Genomic DNA, 19,460 nt, shown 5'->3' with positions numbered 1-19,460 from the left:
GCTTTGGCGGCGCTGGCGATCGTGGCCCGCCTGCACCACGTCGCCGCCGACGTGCCGTCGCTGCGTCACAGCCTGGGGTTGGGCGCAACGGACACCCCCTCGATGCGGGACCTGCTGCTCGCCGCCAAGCGGCTGGGGCTCAAGGCCAAGCCATCGCGCACCACGATCGACCGCCTGACGCTGGCCGCGCTGCCGGCGCTGGCGACATTGCGGGACGGCCGGACCGTGGTGCTGGCGCAATGCGACGGCAAGCGGGTGCTGTTCATGGACCCCAGCGGCGACGAAGCGTCGGCGCGTCCCACGATCGAACCCATCGAGACCTTCGCCGCCGAGTGGACCGGCGAACTGATCCTGATCACCAGTCGCGCGAGCCTCGCCGGCGAACTCGCCAAGTTCGACTTCTCCTGGTTCATCCCCAGCATCGTCAAGCATCGCCGGCTCTTGGGCGAGGTGCTGACGATCTCGCTGTTCCTGCAGCTGTTCGCGCTGGTCAGCCCGCTGTTCTTCCAGGTGGTGATGGACAAGGTGCTGGTGCACCGGGGCCTGACCACGCTGGACGTGCTGGTCATCGGGCTGGTGGTGATCATGCTGTTCGAGAGCGCGCTCAACATCCTGCGCTCCTACGTCTTCAGCCACACCACGAGCCGCATCGACGTGGAGCTGGGCTCGCGGCTGTTCCGCCACCTGCTGAGCCTGCCGCTGGCCTACTTCCAGGCGCGGCGTGTCGGCGACTCGGTGGCGCGGGTGCGCGAGCTCGAGAACATCCGACAGTTCCTAACCGGCAACGCGCTCACGCTGGTGCTGGACGTGCTGTTCTCGGTGATCTTCATCGCGGTGATGTTCAGCTACAGCGCGACGCTGACGCTGATCGTGCTGGTCTCGCTGCCGCTGTACCTGATCCTGAGCCTGTCGATCGTGCCGGTGCTGCGAGGCCGGCTCAACGAGAAGTTCGCTCGCGGCGCCGAGAACCAGAGCCTGCTGGTGGAGACGGTCACCGGCATCCAGACCGTCAAGGCCAGCGCGCTGGAGCCGCAGATGGCGCGCAAGTGGGATGAGCAGCTCGCCGCCTACGTGTCGGCGTCGTTCCGCACCCAGACGCTGGCCCAGTACGGCAACGAGGGCATCAACCTCATCGGCAAGCTGGTCAACGCGGCCACGCTGTGGTGGGGCGCGCAGCTCGTCATCGAAGGCCACTTGAGCGTGGGCCAGTTCATCGCGTTCAACATGTTCGCCGGCCGCGTCGCGCAGCCGATCATGCGCATCGCGCAGATGTGGACGGACTTCCAGCAGACCGGCATCTCGATGGCGCGCTTGGGCGACGTGCTGAACACCCGCACCGAGTTGCGGCCGCAAAGCGCCGGCGCGATGCCGCGCGTGCGCGGCGACGTGACGCTGGAGAACGTCACCTTCCGCTACCGCCCCGACGCGCAGCCGGTGCTGCACGGCGTGGACCTGGCGGTGAGCGCGGGCGAGGTGATCGGCATCGTGGGCCGCAGCGGCTCGGGCAAGAGCACGCTGACCAAGCTGCTGCAGCGGCTGTACGTGCCGGAGTCGGGCCGGGTGCTGGTCGACGGCCAGGACATCGCCATGGCCGACGCGACGCAGCTGCGCCGCCAGGTCGGCGTCGTGTTGCAGGAGAACATGCTGTTCAACCGATCGGTGCGGGAGAACATTGCCATCGCTGATCCGGCAGCGCCGATCGAGGCGGTGATCCACGCGGCCAAGCTGGCCGGGGCGCACGACTTCATCGCCGAGCTGCCCGAGGGCTACGACACGGTGGTCGGGGAGCAGGGCACGGGGCTGTCGGGTGGGCAGCGCCAGCGCATCGCGATCGCACGGGCGCTGTTCGGGCAGCCGCGCATCCTGATCTTCGACGAGGCCACCAGTGCGCTGGACTACGAGAGCGAGGCCATCATCCAGAAGAACATGCGCGCGATCTGCCAGGGGCGGACGGTGTTCATCATTGCTCACCGCCTGAGCGCGGTGCGGCATGCCCACCGGATCATCGCGATGGAGAAGGGCCGCATCGCGGAGATGGGCAGCCATGAGGAACTGATCGCCAAGCCTCAGGGGCTTTATGCGCATCTGTGGCGCATGCAGGGCGAAGGAGGCTCGGAATGAGCGCGGCACCGATCGATGCGACGACGGCGCCCGAGGCGCCGCGTCATCCGGCGCGCGAGCTGCTCGCGCGATATGCGGCGGTGTTCAAGGCCGCATGGGAGCGGCGCGAGGAGCTCGCCGGACCCCGGCGCATGGCCGATGAGCGCGCCTTCCTGCCGGCAGCGCTGGAGCTGCAGGAGACACCGCCGCATCCGGCGCCCAGGAGAGCGGCGATCGCGATCTGCGCCCTGTTCCTGATCGCGCTGACCTGGGCGATGCTCGGGCAGATCGACATCGTCGCGGTGGCGCAGGGGCGGATCATCGTCAGCGACCGCAGCAAGACCATTCAGCCGCTGGAGACCAGCGTGGTGCGGGAGGTCTTCGTCAAGGATGGGGACAAGGTGAAGGCGGGGCAGTTGCTGATCGCGCTGGACTCGACGATGACGGAGGCGGACAGCCACCGCGTCGAGAAGGAGCGCGTGGCGGCGTTGTCGGAAGTGCTGCGGGCGCGGGCGCTGCTGCAGTCGCTGACGGGCGGCGGGATGCCGCTGCTGACCACCGAGGCAGTGAAGACGATGCCGCGCGAGGACGCGGACAGCGCGCGCTTCCAGCTGCAGAGCGAGTGGGCGGACATCTCGGCCAAGCTGGCGAAGCTGCAGGCGGAGCTGGAGCGGCGCGAGGCGGAGATCGCCACGGCGAAGCAGCTTGTCGAGAAACTGCAGAGCACGGTGCCGATGGCGCAGCAGCGCGAGCGCGACTACAAGGCGCTGAGCGATCAGGGCTTCGTGGCGGGGCACGCCGGGCAGGACCGCACGCGCGAGCGGGTGGAGCAGGAGAAGGACCTGGCGATGGCGCTGGCGCGCCAGCGTGAGGCGCAGGCGGCGCTGGCGGAGTCGCGCGGCTCGGCGGCGTCGTACCGGGCGGAGACGCTGAGAACGCTGAGGGATCGAGAGGCGCAAGCAGATCTGAAGCTCAAGCAGCTGGCCGAGGAAGGTGCCAAGGCCAACAAGCGCAATCAGCTGACGAAGCTAACGGCCCCCGTTGACGGTACGGTGCAGCAGCTGGCGGTGCACACGGCAGGTGGCGTTGTGACCGAGGCGCAGGTGCTGCTGGTGCTGGTGCCTGATGAGGCTGAGGTGACTGCGGAGGTCGTGCTCGAGAACAAGGACATCGGCTTCGTGCGCGCGGGCCAGGAGGCGGAGATCAAGCTCGAGACCTTCCCGTATACGCGCTACGGCACGGTGCCGGCCACGGTGAAAAGCGTGACCGCGGATGCGGTGAACGACGAGAAGCGCGGGGCGATCTTCCCAGTGACGCTGGTGCTGGGGAAAGGGGCCATCGATGTCGATGGCAAGCCGGTGCGGCTGACGCCGGGAATGAACGTGACGGCGGAGGTGAAGACCGGACGACGGCGCGTCATCGAGTACCTGTTCAACCCGGTGCAGGAGCACGTGCAGGAAAGCCTGAGGGAGCGGTGATGCGACTCTTGATCGTTCATCAGAACTTCCCGGGGCAGTTCCGGCATGTGGCCAAGGCGTGGTCGCAGCGGCCGGGCTGGCAGGTCGTGGGCATCGGCCGGGAGACGGCGCCGGGGATGCCGGAGCTTGAGCGCAGCGGACGGCTCACGCTGATTCGCTACAAGCCGCATCGCGAGGTGGGCAAGGAGCAGCACCACTACCTGCGGCGCATGGAGGAGGCCGTGCTGCATGGGCAGGCGGTGGCGCGCGTGATGCTCAAGCTCAAGGCGCGGGGCTTCACGCCGGACGTGATCCTGGCGCATCCGGGCTGGGGCGAGACGCTCAACGCGAAGGACGTGTTCCCGGACGCGCGGCTCGTGCACTTCTGCGAGTGGTTCTACAACGCGCCGGCCGGCGGCAACGGGCTCGATCCGGACTGGAAGGGTGCGGACATCGGTTTCGATCCGGAGTTCCCGGTGAGCTTCGACGACCGGGCGCGCATCCGGGCGTGGAACGCGCTGCACCTCTTAAACCTCGAGAACTGCGACGCCGCGATCAGTCCGACGCACTGGCAGAAGGCGCAGCATCCGAAGGCGTATCTCGACAAGATCGTGGTGGGGCACGAGGGGATCGATCTCGACGGATTGGGGCCGGATTCGCAGGCGCGGATGACGATGCCGAACGGCGCGGTGCTCAAGGCAGGCGATCCAGTGATCACGTACGTGGCACGGAACCTGGAGCCGTATCGAGGCTTCCATCGATTCATGCGGGCACTGCCTGAGATCCAGAAGCAGCACAAGACCTGCCACGCGGTGATCGTCGGGGGAGATGACGTCAGCTATGGGCGGGCCCCGGGCGGGGGCAAGACCTGGCGTCAGGCGATGTTGGAGGAGGTCGGGGAGAAGCTCGATCCCGCTCGCACGCACTTCCTCGGCAAGGTGCCGTATGCGGACTACAAGCGGGTGCTGCAGCTGTCAGCGGCCCATCTGTATCTGACCTATCCGTTTGTGCTGAGCTGGTCGATGTTGGAGGCGATGGCGACGGGGTGTGTCGTCGTCGGGTCGGATACGGCGCCGGTGAGGGAGCTGATCACCGACGGCACCAACGGGAGGTTGGTCCGCATGTTCGAACAAGAATCGTTGGCGGAGTGCCTAGGCGAGGTGCTGGCGCTTCCCGCAGCAGAGCGACAGCACATGAGCAACGCCGCGAGGCGTCGCGTGACTACCTTTGACGCAGCGCGCGGCATCCGGCTGTTCGAGGCAAGCTGCTTGGATCGAAATGCTTTGGACAGGAAGCGCGCCTGAAGCAGGACAAAACTGAAGATCGGGAGTTGATATGAAACGTAGATTCTTTTCTCGCGGCCTGATGGGCGCAGCCGTCTCGGGGATCCTGTTCCCGGGGTGCAAAGGCAAGGAGACACCTGTGGATGATTCAGCCATCGTCGAGAGAGCGCGTCGATATGCCGAGCAGCACATTCTTCCGGAGTATCGGGCGCCGTTCATCGAGACCGCCCAGGAAGTGGCGAAGTATTACTCAACCGCCATCGTGCGAGAACGGCACGGCGGACGTCTTTTCGAATGGCCCGTAAATTACGCAGCCTTCAATGCGAAGAAGCGATTCGCAAAGTATGCAGCTTCGGGGCGCGATGGATTCGATTTCCCGTCGAATAGGGAATCATTGGGCCAATGGAGCTTCTTTTGGCCCGACTTTAATGGATACGATCAAGAAAACTGGATGAATGAGTTTGATCCCCGCAAGATCGAATATGTGATTTACCAGCTTCATTCGCCTGAATCGATCATGACAACTACGGAGCAATCGGTGGAAAGGCTTCATGCGTCCAAGGTAATCGAGTCACAGCCCGGGCTACGCTTGCACGGCTTGGACGGCTATCGATGGGTGCTTCCAGATGGCACGCCGCGTGATGATCTAGTCGAATGGGTAGGACGACGCGAGGACGGACGCCTGTTCCGTATGAGCAGCCAAGATCCGGGAAAGGCAACCAAGGTTCCTAACCCCCTATGCAATGTCTCCATGTTCGATGCGGACACTGGGGAAGAGGTTGCATATCGCTACTCGCTTAAATTGTTCGAGCACTGGCGATCCATTGAAGATCGAACCAGGAAGATCATTCGTTCCTGGCAAATCGGATAACAAGCGAATCAATCAGGGAGAGAGCAAGTATGGCATCGCTAGTACTTGATCAAAATCAGATCAACCAAATTAACGCCTTGACCTCCAATGGCACCAAGGACTTCTACAAGGCATACGAATATATCGTTTCGCTCAATGCTGGCGGGGCGATCTCGCTCACTTCCGATACGTTGTACTGGTTCAAACAGGCTGCCGAAATCAATTCAAACGACCCAATGAGTCCGGCGAATGTCTTCATTCGCGCGCACACGATGATCGGTGCGGAGCATGCGAAGAAGGACATCGACATGCAGAAGATATCGGACTCGATCGGGGCCGCCGTGATCGGGGACCTTGTCCGAGGATTGCCGATTGAGGTGGAAAAGATGTGGCAGAAGGACATCTCGATGGCGACCAAGGAGTACGGGTTGCCTATAGGCGGCTGGGGCGGGGCCTTCTTCTACTTCGACAAGAAGATGTCGGAGTCCGAGCCGCTCACCATTGGCGAGATCATTCAGCGCGATCCATTCCAACGCGCCACCTTTGTCGATGCCATGTCCTTCGCTGGAGCTGCAGCCTTGGGACGGATCCTTACGGCGCCTGGCATCGTGTTCGACGACAACAAGATGGACGCGTTCGGCCTTGCGATAAATGCCGGACTCAGCAACATTCCTCTCGTACTCAACGCGCAGATCGTCGCTAGGACGGTGGAGCGCACTTATGAGTATTGGATGGACGGAAAGTATGGCGAGAAGTCCTGGGCAGAAGTGCAACGGGCGATTCAGTCCTATTACCGTGGCGCATTCGACGACGAGAGCGTTATCCGCCAGTTGCTCGATCGCTTTGCGTCGGCCAAGAAAATCATGTCGCCCATCGTCTTGGACCTCGACGGAAATGGCATCGCTGCGATCGACGTGAACGGAGACGCCTACTTCGATCACGACGGCAACGGCACGCGAGAACGCACTGGGTGGGTTCGCGGGAACGATGCGCTATTGGTCCTGGACCGTAATGCAGATGGCAAGATCGACACTGGCCGGGAGTTGTTCGGGAACCAGACGCTGCTATCCAACGGCGTGCTCGCGGCTAACGGCTATGAGGCGCTGGCGGACCTTGACCGGAACAAGGACGGCCGCATCGACGAGGCTGATGACCAATACGCTGCGCTGCGTTTATGGCTCGACGACGGTAACGGCGTACTCGATGCGGGCGAATTGAAGACGTTGACTGAAGGCGGTGTCCGCAGCATCTCAACCCAATACCTCTCATCCGACATCGAGGATGAGCATGGCAACCGCATTCGACAGATTGGAACGTTCGAGCGCACCGACGGTAGCACCGGCGGCTCTGCGGACGTATGGTTCCGAGTAGATCCGATCCGTGGTGAGCCAGCGCCCGAAGTGCCGGAAACGCCTGAGGTCGCCGCTCTGCCAGACCTCTGGGGCTTTGGCAATATGCCAACGCTGCACCAAGCCATGATGAAAGATGACTCGGGCCTGATGAAGCGTTGGCTTGAGGAATTCGTCGCGTCGGGAGACCCTCAAACGCGTCGCGCTCTGTTGCGAGCAATTTTGTACCGTTGGGGCGGGATCGATATTCGAGAGGCCCTCGGCGGATCACCCACCATTTATCAGAAGTTGCCCGTGTTGGAGGCGTTCCTTGGAGACCAGTTCACTCAGGACGCGGGAACGATCTACGAGTCGAACTTGCCGGCGGTCCTCGCTAGCACCTATCTGAACTTTGTTTTTGATCAATTCTCCGAGGAGATGTATGCCCGCCTGATGAGGCAAACGCATTTGGAGACCTTCTTCGATGCCATTGCCTATGACTTCGATGCGGCGACCAATCAGTATTCCGTGAACGTGACGGCCGCGATCGGCGTGGCGCGCGACCTGTATCAAGAGGATCTGTCAGCTCTGAAGGACCTCGCCGCGGTGCTCAGCAGACTTGGCGCCAACGGCGAAGACATCATGCAGCAGCTGCGCACTTTCGCTGCCGCTTCAAACGACGAGTTCGGGCACTGGTTGGCTGAGAACCTGAAGCTGGAAGGTACCGGCGGGATCTCGGACGACTGGCTTCGCGGCAACACCACCAGTGACCATATCGTCGGCAACGGTGGGAATGATGTGCTGGATGGTGGTGCTGGCAACGACTCGCTCATGGGTGGTACGGGGAGCGACACCTACCTGTTTGGACTTGGCAGCGGCCAAGACACTGTGCTCGACGAAAGCGGCGTGCGGGATCGGATCCAGTTCGGGCCTGGCATTCTCGCCTCGCAGATCTCGCTCGAGCGTCGCGGTTTCGATATCGTGATTCGGATCGCCGGAACGACTGACACCCTGACGGTTTCGTCATGGGGCGGCGGTCTGGAGTTCCGGATCGAGGAATTCGCCTTCGCTGACGGCACGGTCTGGAATCAAGCCCAGATCCTTGCGGCCATGCCCGTGCCTGTTCAGGCTGGCGGCGACGGCAACGACATCCTGATCGCTTTCGCGAATGAACCGGCCACCCTGATCGGTAGCGGTGGGGACGATACCCTGCTCGGCTTGAATGCCAGCGATGCCCTGAATGGTGGCGATGGCATCGACCTACTGCTGGGCGATCTCGGCGACGACACGTTGCTGGGCGGAAACGGCGACGATGTGTTGAAGGGCGGCGACGATAACGACGACCTCAACGGGGAGGCTGGGCACGACACATTGGACGGCGGCGTTGGCCACGACCGTCTGCTGGGTGGTGCAGGACGAGACCTCCTCACCGGCGGCGATGGCAACGACACGCTCGCGGGCGGTGCCGACGAGGACCTGTTGCGCAGCGGAGCGGGCGACAACGTCATTCTTTTTGACCGAATGTCCGGACGAGACTATTTGGATCAGTCGATGGGAACTGGTCGCGGAAAGGACACTGTCCTGATCGGCTCCGGGATCAGTTCTTCCGATGTGTCTCTGAGACGTGTGAACGGGAACCTGGTGATTCGCATCGCCGGCTCCGATGCCGAGCTGTTCGTGTTGGACTTCTTCGTGGCACTGACTGGTGGAAAGAACGAGTTCGGCGGTATCCAATTCGGCGACGGCACGGTCTGGTCGGGCGAGGCCGTGCTTCAGATGACTGCGGAAATGGGCTCTACACGCTCAACGACGGCGGACGGAAGAACGCTGGTCGTGACGGAAGGCTCTGCGGTGCTAGCAGACGACGCAAACGATCTTTCGGTACAGCCCGGGATCTACAGGGCACGGCTGGTAGGCAATGCGGGCGACAACGTGATCACCGGCAATGCGGCGTCGAACGTCTTCAACGGCCGGGCGTTCGAGGACAGCCGCGCCTGGCAAGGGTGGCAGCAGCCCGGTATCGGTGGTTTGTCGAAGGAGATGCGTGGCGGCCGCGACACCTTGATCGGTGGGCTGGGCGACGATGTGTACTACACGACCTCGGTCAATGGCGAAGGAAATCCGCACATCAACTATCCCAATGACTTGGGTGAGGGAAACGACACGATCATCGAACTCGCGGGCGAAGGACATGACACCGTTGTAACCACCGCCTACCACGAGACACTCGCCGACAACGTGGAAGACTTGGTCTCCCTGAACGAGCAGGATTACTACTACACCGACAGCCGCAAGAGCATCAGCCACACGTACACAGGTAACTCACTGAACAATGTCATCGATGGCAGTAGAGTACTTGGGGCCGTACGCCTTGATGGCGGGGCTGGTGCGGACACGATGATTGGCGGGACCGCCGCCAACACGACCTTTGTCGTGGACAACGTCGGTGACGTGGTTCGAGGCGAGGATGGAGTGGGGCCGCTTAGCATCGACTCCGTCGAAGCGTCGATCTCGTACGCACTAACGGCCGGCGTTGAGAATCTGACAATGACCGGATCAGCCGCGACGCGGGGGAACGGCAACGAACTGAACAACGTACTCGACGGCAGCACGAACGCGGCGGCCAACACGCTGATCGGCGGCTTGGGCGACGATTTCTATCGGGTCGATGCGTCCGACATCATCGTTGAGAAGGCGGGCGAGGGTTTCGACACCGCCGTGATTGTCTCCGCCGGCTCGGCGACCATGTTCCAACTGGACCTGGCCTCGTCAGTGGAGCGCCTGGTGCTTGACGAGAAGGTCGGCGCCATCGGCCTGCTAGGGTCGGATCTGGATGACAACTTCGCCGGCAACTCCGCGAGTAACCTGATGATCGGCGGAGCCGGCAATGACGTCATGGATGACGGCTGGATCATCGATCCGTTGTGGAAGCGCTATATCGTGTCCGGCTATGACACATTGAATGGTGGCGCTGGAGACGACCGAATCACGACACACGGCGGTTCTGATCTGATCATCGGCGGAACCGGCAACGATACGATTTCTTTCGCATTTGACCTGCGAGGATCAGCGCGTGTGCACTTCGATCGCGGGGATGGCGCCGATTGGCTAGGCGCGACAACTGAAGGCGGGATCTCAATTGAGTACGGCAGCGGGATCGACGCCTCCGAGGTCGCGCTCGCACGACGCGGTGACGACCTTCTTCTGAAGGCGGGAAACGCGGACGATTCGATGACGTTCAGCAATGCGTTCGTCGATTCGAGCTTGTCTCCGTTCGGGGCACGCATCAGCTCGGTGAGCTTTGCCGACGGCTTCCAGCTCAACTCTGAGCAATTCCAGACGCTCTATGTCAATGGCAAGCTCGACGTCGTGACAGAGAACGGAGACGCGCTCATCGGCACTGTGGCCGCCGATACGCTATCAGGCGCAAGTGGCGATGATCGCATTGCGGCCGGCGCGGGCGACGATAGTGTCAACGGGGACGACGGCTACGACCTGCTCAGCGGCGGAGCAGGCAGCGATGACATCTCTGGAGGACTGGGCAACGACACCCTTGTCGGGGGCCAAGGCAACGACGTCTACCGCTTCAATGCTGGCGACGGCCGTGACCAGATCGTCGATACGCAGGGCACCGATACCATCGTGCTAGGCACTGGCCTGACCGAAGCGGTCATGCAGGTGAGTTCGAGCTGGCCGGCCTACCTTATCCTGACGTTCGGCGATGACAGCCTTTGGATCGAGGACGGAAAATCTGCCGACGGGACGACGTCTGTCGCCACTGTGCGTTTTGCCGACGACACGGAGCGGGACATTGCATACCTTCGTAGTCTGATCGCGGTTCATGGGACCGAAGAAGCTGAGAACGTGGACGGCTACATCGACAACGACCGGCTCATCGGCTTGGGCGGCAATGACACATTGGACGGCGGTGAGGGTATCGACACGATGCTCGGTGGCCAAGGAGATGACACCTACGTGGTCGACAGGGCCGACGACATGATCGTCGAAGAGGCGGATCAAGGCGTCGATGTCGTTCGCACTTCGGTGTCCTACGTGCTTCCTGTCAATGTGGAAAACCTCGTACTGACGGGTACAGAGGCGACCTCCGCGACCGGCAATGCGTTGAACAACAAGCTAGATGGAAACTCTGGTGCAAACCGGTTGGACGGTGGCGCCGGTGCGGACACAATGAAGGGTCTTGCTGGCGACGACACCTACGTGGTGGACAACGCCGGCGACGTGGTGACGGAGTCTTCCAACCAGGGCTCGGACAAGGTGCAGGCGGGCATCAGCTACACGCTGGGCAGCAACGTGGAGCAACTGGCGTTGACCGGCTCAGCCGACATCAATGCCGCCGGCAACACCTTGGCCAACGTGCTGACCGGCAACGTCGGCGCCAACGTGCTGTCGGGTGGCTCAGGCAACGACACGATGAGCGGTGGGCTGGGGAACGACACCTACGTTGTGGATGCGACTGGAGACGTCGTGATCGAGAACGCGGGCGAAGGCGTCGATCTCGTGCAGAGCGGCGTGAACTGGGCGCTCGGCGCGAACGTCGAGAACCTGACACTGAGCGGCTCCAGCGGGCTGGCCGGGACCGGCAACGGGCTGGACAACGTGCTCACTGGCAACGGCGGCGCCAACAAGCTCGACGGCGGCGGGGGCAACGACTCGCTGGTCGGCGCGGCCGGAGCGGATTCGCTCACGGGCGGCGCCGGCAACGACACGCTGAATGGCGGCGCGGGCAACGACACGATGCTCGGCGGCACAGGAGACGACACCTACGTCGTCGACGCGACCACGGACGTGATCACGGAGAACGCCTCGGAGGGCATGGACACCGTCCTGACCTCGGTCACCCTGACGCTGGCGACCAACCTGGAGAACGTGACGCTGGCGACCGGGACGTCGAGCCTGGGCGCCACAGGCAATGGCGCTGACAACTTCATGACCGGCAACGCCGGCGCCAACGCGCTGTCCGGCGCGGCCGGCAACGACACGCTCGACGGCGCCGGCGGCAACGACACGCTGACCGGCGGCGCGGGCGCGGACGGCTACGTCTTCGGTCGCAGCTACGGCAGCGACACGATCGTCGAGAACGACGCGACCACCGGCGTGAAGGACTTCGTCAGCTTCGGCGCCAACATCGCCAAGGGCGATATCACCTTCCAGAAGAGCGGCAACGCGCTGCTGGCCAAGGTGAACGGCACCAGCGACGTGCTGACGCTGCAGGACTGGTACCTGGGCTCGAAGTACCACGTCGAGGAGTTCCGCTTCGGCGATGGCACCGTGCTCACCGACACGCAGGCCCAGTCGCTGGTTTCGGCCATGGCGGCCTTCACCGCGTCGGGCACGACATCGTCGGTCGCCTCAACGTCCGACACGTCGCAGCGAATGCCCAGCATGGCCGTCAATGAGCCGACCCGCCACATGAGCTTCTGAGGGGCGCAAGAGCCGGCGACCATGGTCGTCGGCACCCGATGAAGCGAAGACAGGACTGGCCACGTCGGTGGCCAGTCCGCCGGCAGGTCGCGGCGGTGGCAGCCGAAGGGGAGGCGGGCCCCGCCAGACCGCCGTGCCGGTCGATCCATCCTTTACGCGAACGCACGACCACACACGACCGCGGGGAACATCCGAAACAATCGCGCCATTCGCGACGTATGCACGCGCGGGCCGGGGCTGGGCGGCCTAAGGTTGGATCGTCCGGCCCGATCCTCCCCGCGGGCCACGGAGTCCGTCCATGAGTCCCTCCCAGTTCGGCGCGCTCCAGCGCCAGTCCTCCGTCCGCGTCGGTGTAGGCCAAGGCCGCTACCTGCTGCGTTTCGAATCGCTGTTCCACGCAGGTCGCGGTCTTTGCTTCCCCTGCGATGAGCGCGGCCAGGTCACGCTGGACCAGCTCAGCGAGCAGGCGCGCGAGAACTACCTGTTCGCCCGCGCCGTCGTCGGCCACGAGTACGCGACCCCGGTGGTCCAGCGCTGCGACGAATGACCCGCGGCCGGTCCCCGCGGACCGGCCACCGCTGAACCGCGTCAGCGCGCCGCGCCTTGCGCCGCGTCGTACTGCCCCAGCACCCACTGCAGCCCTGCGAGGTGCTGCTGGTCGTGGCTGCACAGGTAATGGATCAGCGACTTGAAGGTCAGCGGCCCGTAGCCCTCGAAGCGAGCGCGGCGCCGCAGCTGCTCCGGCGTGATCTCGGCCAGCATCGCCAGCGTCTCCCGGCGCGCCGCGGCGAAAGCCGCCAGCGCGGCGGCCGGATCGTCCTCGCCGTAGCGGCGCTCCCGCGCCAGCGCGTCGGTGTCCAGCGAGGGCAGCAGCGGATCGTCCTCGCCCAGCGTGCGACGGATGCGCTGCTGGTAGCCGTCGATCTCGATGTCCCGTACATGGCACAGCTGCTCGATCGCCGTCAGCGGTTCGCTCGGCACGCCCTCCCACGACGGCGGCGTCCAGTGCCGCGCCTCGGCGGGGAACAGCGCGAAATGCGCGGCTAGTTGGGCCGGGAAGGCCGCCAGCGCCGCCAGGGTCACGGCGTCGACGGCGGATGCGGGAGCAGGGGACGCGACCGATGAGGTCGGCGCGACCGATGCGCTTGAGGCGCTCGGCGCGCTCGGTGCGCTCCAAGAGCGCGAGTTGTCGATGGTGGGCATGCGGCCGATGTTAGGGCGTCCGTCTGCGGGACAATGCCGCGTTTTCGGTTTCCCCCTGCATGACCCCGCCATGAGCGACACCACCCGCCCCGAACTGCCCGACCACCTGTCCATCGACCCGCGCAGCAAGCATTACCTCGCCGCCGTGTTCGAGCACGACATCGGCATCCTCTTCAACGGCAAGGAACGCAAGGACGTCGAGGAGTACTGCATCTCCGAAGGCTGGATCAAGGTGCCCGCCGGGCGCACGCTGGACCGCAAGGGCCAGCCGCTGATGATCAAGCTCAAGGGCAAGGTCGAAGCCTTCTACAAGTGAGATCGCCCGCGGTCATGACCGCGGCCAGCTGATCGCCACCCACAGTCCGCCGCCGTCGCGGTTGCCCATCGCGATCCGGCCGCCGTGCGCCTCGGCGATCTCGCGCGCCAGCGCCAGACCCAGGCCGCTGCCGCTGCGCTTGGTCGAGTAGAACGGCAGCAGCGCCTGCGACAGCTGCGTCTCGGTCATGCCGGGACCGCGGTCGCCGACCTCGATGCGCCAGTCCTCGCGCGGCGCGCCCACGCTCAGGCTGACGCCCTCCGGCGCGCTGCCGGACTCGTGCGCGTTCTTCAGCAGGTTGATCAGCGCCTGCGCCATCTGCGCGGCGTCGAAGCGCCCCGGCGCCGCCGGCAGTTCGCCGCCCAGCGTGAACGGGTAATGCGCGCCCAGCGATTCGATGAACGGCGCCCACTCGACCGGCGCCAGCACCGGCGCGGGCAGCTTGGCGAAGCTCGCATAGCCGGCCAGGAACTGGTGCAGGTGCTGCGCGCGGTCGCCGATGCTGGCGAAGACGCCAGGCACCCGCTCGTGCATGCCGCGCCGTGCCAGCTCCGCGCCGCTGTGCGCCAGCGACGAGATCGGCGCCAGAGAGTTGTTGAGCTCATGGCTGATCACCCGGATCACCCGCTTCCAGCTCGCGACCTCCTGGCGCGACAGCTCGCGCGTCATCCCCCGCAGCAGCCGCAGCCGATGCGGCTGGCCCTGCAGCCGGAAGTCGCGCAGCGACAGGTGGAAGCGCTCCTCCTCGCCGTCGAGCACGACGCTGAACAGCCCGTCCTGCGTGCCGGCGAAGGCCTGCCGCAGGTCGTCCGGCGCCTGCGCCAGCACCTCGTCCAGGTCGCGGCCGGCCAGGCTCCGGCCGCAGTCCATCAGCTGGCGCGCGGCGATGTTGGCGTAGGCGATGCGCTCGCGCGCGTCGGTCAGCACCAGCGCGACCGGCGTGTTCTGCACCACCGTGTCGAGCAGCAGCTCGCGCTGCGCCAGGTGCTGGCGCTGCTCGCGCAGGGCCTGGCCGAGCTCGCTGTGCAACCGCATCAGGCTGGACAGCTCCGAGAGACCGCCCGGTGGATCGGCCGCGATCGCGCTGCCGAACTCGCCATCGCGGTAGCTCAGCACCGTGCTTTCCAGCGCGCGCAGCAGCCGCGTCAGCGGCATCAGCAGCAGGCTGGCCAGGCCCCAGGCGATCGGCAGCATCAGCGCGCCGGTCAGCGCCAGCGCGGTCGCGCTCCAGGGCGCGAGCGCCTCGTGTCCGAGCGCCGCCATCAGCCGCGGCACCGGCCACCAGGTCAGCGTCAGGTGGATGGACAGGGCCGCGACCGCCGCGGCGATCAGGCACAGCGCCAGGCGCAGGCGCAGCGAGCGGTGCCAGCGCGCGCGCCGCGGTGGGTCAGGCTCGCGCATGCGGGCTCCGGGGCGACCTCGGGCCGCGGCGCTCGGAGCGCGCCTCGCGTCCCCCGCGTTTCTCACGAAGCTCGCGAGCCTGAAGCATCCCGCAAGCCTCACCAGCCACGCGAGCCTCACGAGCCTCACGCATCGGCGCTCAGCCCGTAGCGCTCCATGCGCCGGTACAGCGCCTGGCGCGACAGCCCCAGCGACTGGGCCGCCCGGCTGACGACGCCGGCCGCCGCGTCCAGCGCGGCGACGACGGCCTCGCGGCTGGGCTCGTCCAGGTTGCGCGAGACCAGCGGCGCGGCGGCCGGCAGCGCCAGGTCCTGCTCGCCGATGACATGGCCCGGCGCCAGCAGCGCCGCGCGCTCGATGGCGTTCTTCAGCTCCCGCACGTTGCCGGGCCAGGGATGCGCCATCAGCGCTTCGCGGGCGCCGTCGCTGAGCGTGGCCCGGCCGGCCAGGAAGTGCTCGGCCAGCGGCAGGATGTCCTGCGGCCGCTCGGCCAGGCCGGGCAGCGCGACCTCGATGACGTTGAGCCGGTAGTACAGGTCCTCGCGGAAGGTGCCGGCGCGCACCATCGCGCGCAGGTCGGCGTTGGTGGCCGAGATCACCCGCACCGCGGTCTGGCGCGTGCGGCTCGAGCCCAGCCGCTCGAAGCGGCCCGTTTCCAGCACCCGCAGCAGCTTGACCTGGCCGGCCAGCGGCAGGTTGCCGATCTCGTCGAGGAACAGCGTGCCGCCGTCGGCGGTCTCGAAGCGGCCTTCGCGCGCACGCGCCGCGCCGGTGTAGGCACCGCTCTCGGCGCCGAAGAGCTCGGCCTCGATCAGCTCGCCCGGCAGCGCGCCGCAGTTGATCGCCACGAAGGGCCCGCCGGCGACCGCCGAGTTGGCATGCACGATCGCCGCGATGCGCTCCTTGCCGCTGCCGTTCGGCCCGGTGACCAGCACCGGCGCCGCCGAGCGGGCGACCTGGCAGGCCAGCTCCAGGCAGCGCAGCAGCGCCGGGGATTCGAAGACCAGGCCGTCGAGCCTATAGCGGCGGCGCAGCTCCTCGCGACGCTGGCGCTGCTCGTGCCGGCTCTCGCGCAGCGCGCGGCCGTTCTCGGCCAGCTCCAGCAGGTTCTCGACCGTCGCCAGCAGCTTGGCATCGTCCCAGGGCTTGGCCAGGTAGTCCGCCGCGCCGGCCTTGACCAGCGCCACCGCCTGCTCCAGCTGCGTCCAGGCGGTCAGCAGGATGATGGGCAGGTCCGGATGACGCTCGCGCAGCTGCTGGAACAGCGCGCGGCCTTCCTCGCCCGAGGTCGTGTCCGCGCTGAAGTTCATGTCCTGGATCACCAGGTCCACGCGCCGGCGCGCCAGCATGGCCAGGCCCTCGGCCGGCGAGGCCGCGTACAGCGCCTCGATGTCGTGCAGCGAGAGCAGCAGCGACAGCGCCTCGCCGACACCGGCGTGGTCATCGATGATCAGGACGGTTCTCATGGGTGGCGCAGCATAGCAAGGGGGCCGGCGCTCAGCCGCCGCGCAGGGCCGCCACCGGCGGCAGCGCCGCGGCCCGCCGCGCTGGCGCGAACACCGCGATCTGGCCCAGGGTCCACAGCACCAGCGCGCCGATCGGCAGGTAGATCCAGGGCAGGCGCGGCAGCTCGTAGTTCTTCATCAGCAGCAGGCTGATGCCGTAGGCGCCGATCATGCCCAGCACGATGCCGGCGCTGGACAGCAGCAGGTTCTCGGTCTGGAAGTAGCGCAGGATCTGGCCGCGCGTGGCGCCCAGCGCCCGCCGCGTGCCGATCATCCGCGTGCGCTGCTGCACCCAGAAGCTGGCCAGGCCGACGATGCCGAAGGCCGTCACCACCAGCAGCCCGACGCACACGCCGGCCAGCAGCTGGATCATCGAGCGGTCCTGGCGGTAGTAGTCCGCGCGCAGCTTGACCAGCGTCTCCTGGTCCCGGATCACGCGGCGCAGCCCCGGGCTGTTGGCCAGCAGCTTGGCCGTGGCCGCCTTGAGCACCGCCTCGCGGTCGGCGCCCGGCGCGACGCGGATCATGAAGCCGCCGCCGCGGAAGCTCGGCTGCACCGGGAACATCATCGTGTTGAGCGCGTTCTCGTCCTCCGAGCCCGGGTTGGGCGAGGGCAGGTCGCGCACCACGCCGACGACGCGCTGCGGCTCGTTGCCGTAGACGTAGACCGCCTTGCCGAGCGCCGATTCGCCGGGCCACAGCCGCTCGGCCATGGTCTTGTTGATGATCACCGCCGGCACCCGCGGATCGGGATTGGCGTCCAGCGTCGATCCGGGCACGAACTCGTTGGGCTCGAAGTCGCGGCCCTCGACCAGCTTCAGCCCCATCGTGCCGATGAAGCCGGGACCGGTCGTGTAGTGGCTGGCGACGATGCGGCTGGACCGCGTCGTGTCCGGCGTCAGCCGCACGCCGGAGTTGTTGGAGCTGCGGCCGTAGGGGTACTGGTTGGTCAGCGACACCGAGGCCACGCCCGGCACCTGCCGCAGCGCGGCCAGGTCGGCCTGCGTCTGCGGCTCGGGGTTCTCGACGCGCGCCATGCTCGCCAGCGAGAAGGTCACCAGCGCCTGCTCGTCGGCGCCGGTGTCGGCGTTGATGCGCTCGATGCGCTGGAAGATCAGGAAGAGCGCGTTGCACACGATCGCGCAGGTCAGCGCGATCTGCAGCACGATCAGTCCGGCGGCGGTCTTGTGACGCTTGAGCGTCGAGAGGATGGGCAGGATGTCCATGTCGGCGTTCTCCTTGACTCGGGGTCAGCGGGTCATTGCGTCTTGAGCTGGATGGCGGGCGTGATCTGGCAGGCGCGCCAGGCCGGCAGCAGCCCCGCCAGCACGCTGGCCGCCAGCGAGACGCCCAGCGTCGTGGCCAGCATCTGCCAGTCCAGCCGCGCGAGCTGGGCGTAGTCCGACGGGTTCTGCCGCACCACCCACAGCCCGATCCAGGTCAGCGCCAGGCCCAGCACGCCGCCCACCAGGCCCAGCGTGCCGGCCTCGACCAGGAACTGCAGGAAGATCTGCCGCCGCGGCGCGCCCAGCGCGCGGCGCACGCCGATCTCGCCGCTGCGGCGCAGGCACTTGGCCAGCAGCAGCCCCACCGTGTTGGTCAGGCACACGGCCAGGAAGCCGAAGGCCAGCCACACCTGCAGCTGGATGTCGCTGGGCACGACCTTGCGCTGGCTCAGCCACGCCATGACGCCCGTCAGACGCGGATTGGCGGGCCGCTCGAAGCGGCCGGCCTCGCGCTGCTGGTCGGAATACTGCGTCAGGTAGGTCCGGTAGTCGGCGACCTGCTGGGGCGTGTCCAGCTGCACCCAGTACTGCAGCCAGGCGCAGGGCGCGTTGAGCGAGCGCGGATCGATGCCGTCCGAGCGGCCCCAGCAATTCATGTTGCCGGCGCCGCCGAAGCGCAGCGTCAGCGAGGTCGACAGCGGGATGTAGACGTCCGCCGGCTTGGCGTAGGAGCCCAGCGTCAGGTCGAAGTAGTGCGGTGCCGGCCGCCACGGCTGGAGCACGCCGACGACGGTGAAGTCCTTGTCGCGCAGCCGCACCGTCTTGCCGCGGCTGTCCTGGCCGCCGAAGAGCTTGTCGTTGAGCTCGGCCGAGAGCACCGCGACGCGCGCCTCGGCGCCGTCGTCGGCGGCGGTCCAGCCGTTGCCGTAGCGGAACGGCGCGTCGAACATGGTGAAGAAGTCGGCCGAGGTCCAGCGGCCGCCGGTGAAGAACGGCGGCTGCGCGGCATCGCCCGAGCCGGCCGGGTCGATCGCGATGAAGGCGCCGGTCATCATGACCTGATGCACGCCGCGTCTGGCGCGCAGCAGCTGCTCGGCATCGAAGCGGGTGAGCTGCAGCTCGGGCTCGTCGTCGGGCTTCCAGTCGCGCCGGGTCTCGGCGTCGAGCTGGACGTTGAAGAGCCGGTCGCTCTTGTGCGGGATCGGATCGCCCGACAGGACGTGGAACACCGTCAGGGTCGTCATGCAGGCGGCCACGCCCATCGCGATCGACAGCAGCATCAGCACCGTCAGGCCGCGATGGCTGCGGAAGGCGCGCAGGGCCAGTTCGAGGTAGTAGGTCAGCATCGGA

General features: G+C 66.2%; 12 protein-coding genes. 7 read left to right on the top strand and 5 right to left on the bottom strand.

Annotated elements, in window-relative coordinates; translation table 11 throughout:
* From ACTJKJ_RS15900 to ACTJKJ_RS15875, 6 genes are all read left to right on the top strand, one after another.
* Positions 1 to 2,121, top strand: a 2,121-nt coding sequence (locus ACTJKJ_RS15900; RefSeq protein ID WP_440821020.1) for a type I secretion system permease/ATPase, incomplete at its 5' end; no start/stop codon positions are given.
* The gene (locus tag ACTJKJ_RS15895; RefSeq protein WP_440821019.1) at positions 2,118 to 3,578 is read left to right on the top strand and encodes an HlyD family type I secretion periplasmic adaptor subunit; all 1,461 of its coding nucleotides are present in this window, start codon (positions 2,118 to 2,120) and stop codon (positions 3,576 to 3,578) included. The genes ACTJKJ_RS15900 and ACTJKJ_RS15895, both read left to right, overlap by 4 nt.
* On the top strand, positions 3,578 to 4,861 hold the full coding sequence (locus ACTJKJ_RS15890; RefSeq protein WP_440821018.1) for a glycosyltransferase family 4 protein: 1,284 nt from the start codon (positions 3,578 to 3,580) through the stop codon (positions 4,859 to 4,861). The genes ACTJKJ_RS15895 and ACTJKJ_RS15890 overlap by 1 nt, the downstream gene beginning before the upstream one ends.
* Positions 4,862 to 4,892: 31 nt before the next feature.
* Positions 4,893 to 5,711 (top strand): hypothetical protein, encoded by an 819-nt coding sequence (locus ACTJKJ_RS15885; RefSeq protein ID WP_297383907.1) that lies wholly within the window; start codon positions 4,893 to 4,895, stop codon positions 5,709 to 5,711.
* Between the two features lie 29 nt (positions 5,712 to 5,740).
* Positions 5,741 to 12,460: a beta strand repeat-containing protein gene (locus ACTJKJ_RS15880; protein WP_440821017.1), complete on the top strand. Its 6,720-nt coding sequence runs from the start codon at positions 5,741 to 5,743 to the stop codon at positions 12,458 to 12,460.
* 298 nt (positions 12,461 to 12,758) lie between these two features.
* A complete protein-coding gene (locus ACTJKJ_RS15875) occupies positions 12,759 to 13,007 on the top strand; it encodes a hypothetical protein (protein WP_440821016.1) in 249 nt (82 codons plus the stop codon).
* Between the two features lie 41 nt (positions 13,008 to 13,048).
* Here the strand turns inward: ACTJKJ_RS15875 and ACTJKJ_RS15870 are convergent, their stop codons facing one another.
* Positions 13,049 to 13,663 carry a DinB family protein gene (locus tag ACTJKJ_RS15870; protein WP_297383903.1) on the bottom strand — a complete coding sequence of 205 codons (615 nt, stop codon included), beginning with the start codon at positions 13,661 to 13,663 and terminating at the stop codon, positions 13,049 to 13,051.
* A gap of 70 nt (positions 13,664 to 13,733) precedes the next feature.
* On the opposite strand from ACTJKJ_RS15870, the gene ACTJKJ_RS15865 reads away from it, so the two are divergent.
* On the top strand, positions 13,734 to 13,979 hold the full coding sequence (locus ACTJKJ_RS15865) for a DUF3297 family protein (RefSeq protein WP_297383901.1): 246 nt from the start codon (positions 13,734 to 13,736) through the stop codon (positions 13,977 to 13,979).
* A 12-nt stretch (positions 13,980 to 13,991) separates the two neighbouring features.
* On the opposite strand, the gene ACTJKJ_RS15860 is transcribed toward ACTJKJ_RS15865, so the two are convergent.
* The 4 genes from ACTJKJ_RS15860 to ACTJKJ_RS15845 all read right to left on the bottom strand — a co-directional run bounded on the left by ACTJKJ_RS15860 (position 13,992) and on the right by ACTJKJ_RS15845 (position 19,456).
* The gene (locus tag ACTJKJ_RS15860) at positions 13,992 to 15,380 is read right to left on the bottom strand and encodes a sensor histidine kinase (RefSeq protein ID WP_440821015.1); all 1,389 of its coding nucleotides are present in this window, start codon (positions 15,378 to 15,380) and stop codon (positions 13,992 to 13,994) included.
* A 125-nt stretch (positions 15,381 to 15,505) separates the two neighbouring features.
* Positions 15,506 to 16,846, bottom strand: a complete 1,341-nt coding sequence (locus tag ACTJKJ_RS15855) for a sigma-54-dependent transcriptional regulator (protein WP_440821014.1) — start codon at positions 16,844 to 16,846, stop codon at positions 15,506 to 15,508.
* 31 nt (positions 16,847 to 16,877) lie between these two features.
* Positions 16,878 to 18,110, bottom strand: a complete 1,233-nt coding sequence (locus ACTJKJ_RS15850) for an ABC transporter permease (protein ID WP_440821013.1) — start codon at positions 18,108 to 18,110, stop codon at positions 16,878 to 16,880.
* A 32-nt stretch (positions 18,111 to 18,142) separates the two neighbouring features.
* A complete protein-coding gene (locus tag ACTJKJ_RS15845; RefSeq protein WP_297383893.1) occupies positions 18,143 to 19,456 on the bottom strand; it encodes an ABC transporter permease in 1,314 nt (437 codons plus the stop codon).
* Positions 19,457 to 19,460: the final 4 nt, after the last annotated feature.

The organism is Roseateles sp. 22389, from assembly GCF_052044995.1.
Classification (GTDB): domain Bacteria; phylum Pseudomonadota; class Gammaproteobacteria; order Burkholderiales; family Burkholderiaceae_C; genus Roseateles.
Note: the sequence above shows the minus strand (reverse complement) of the source record. Positions and strands in the feature narration are given on the sequence as shown.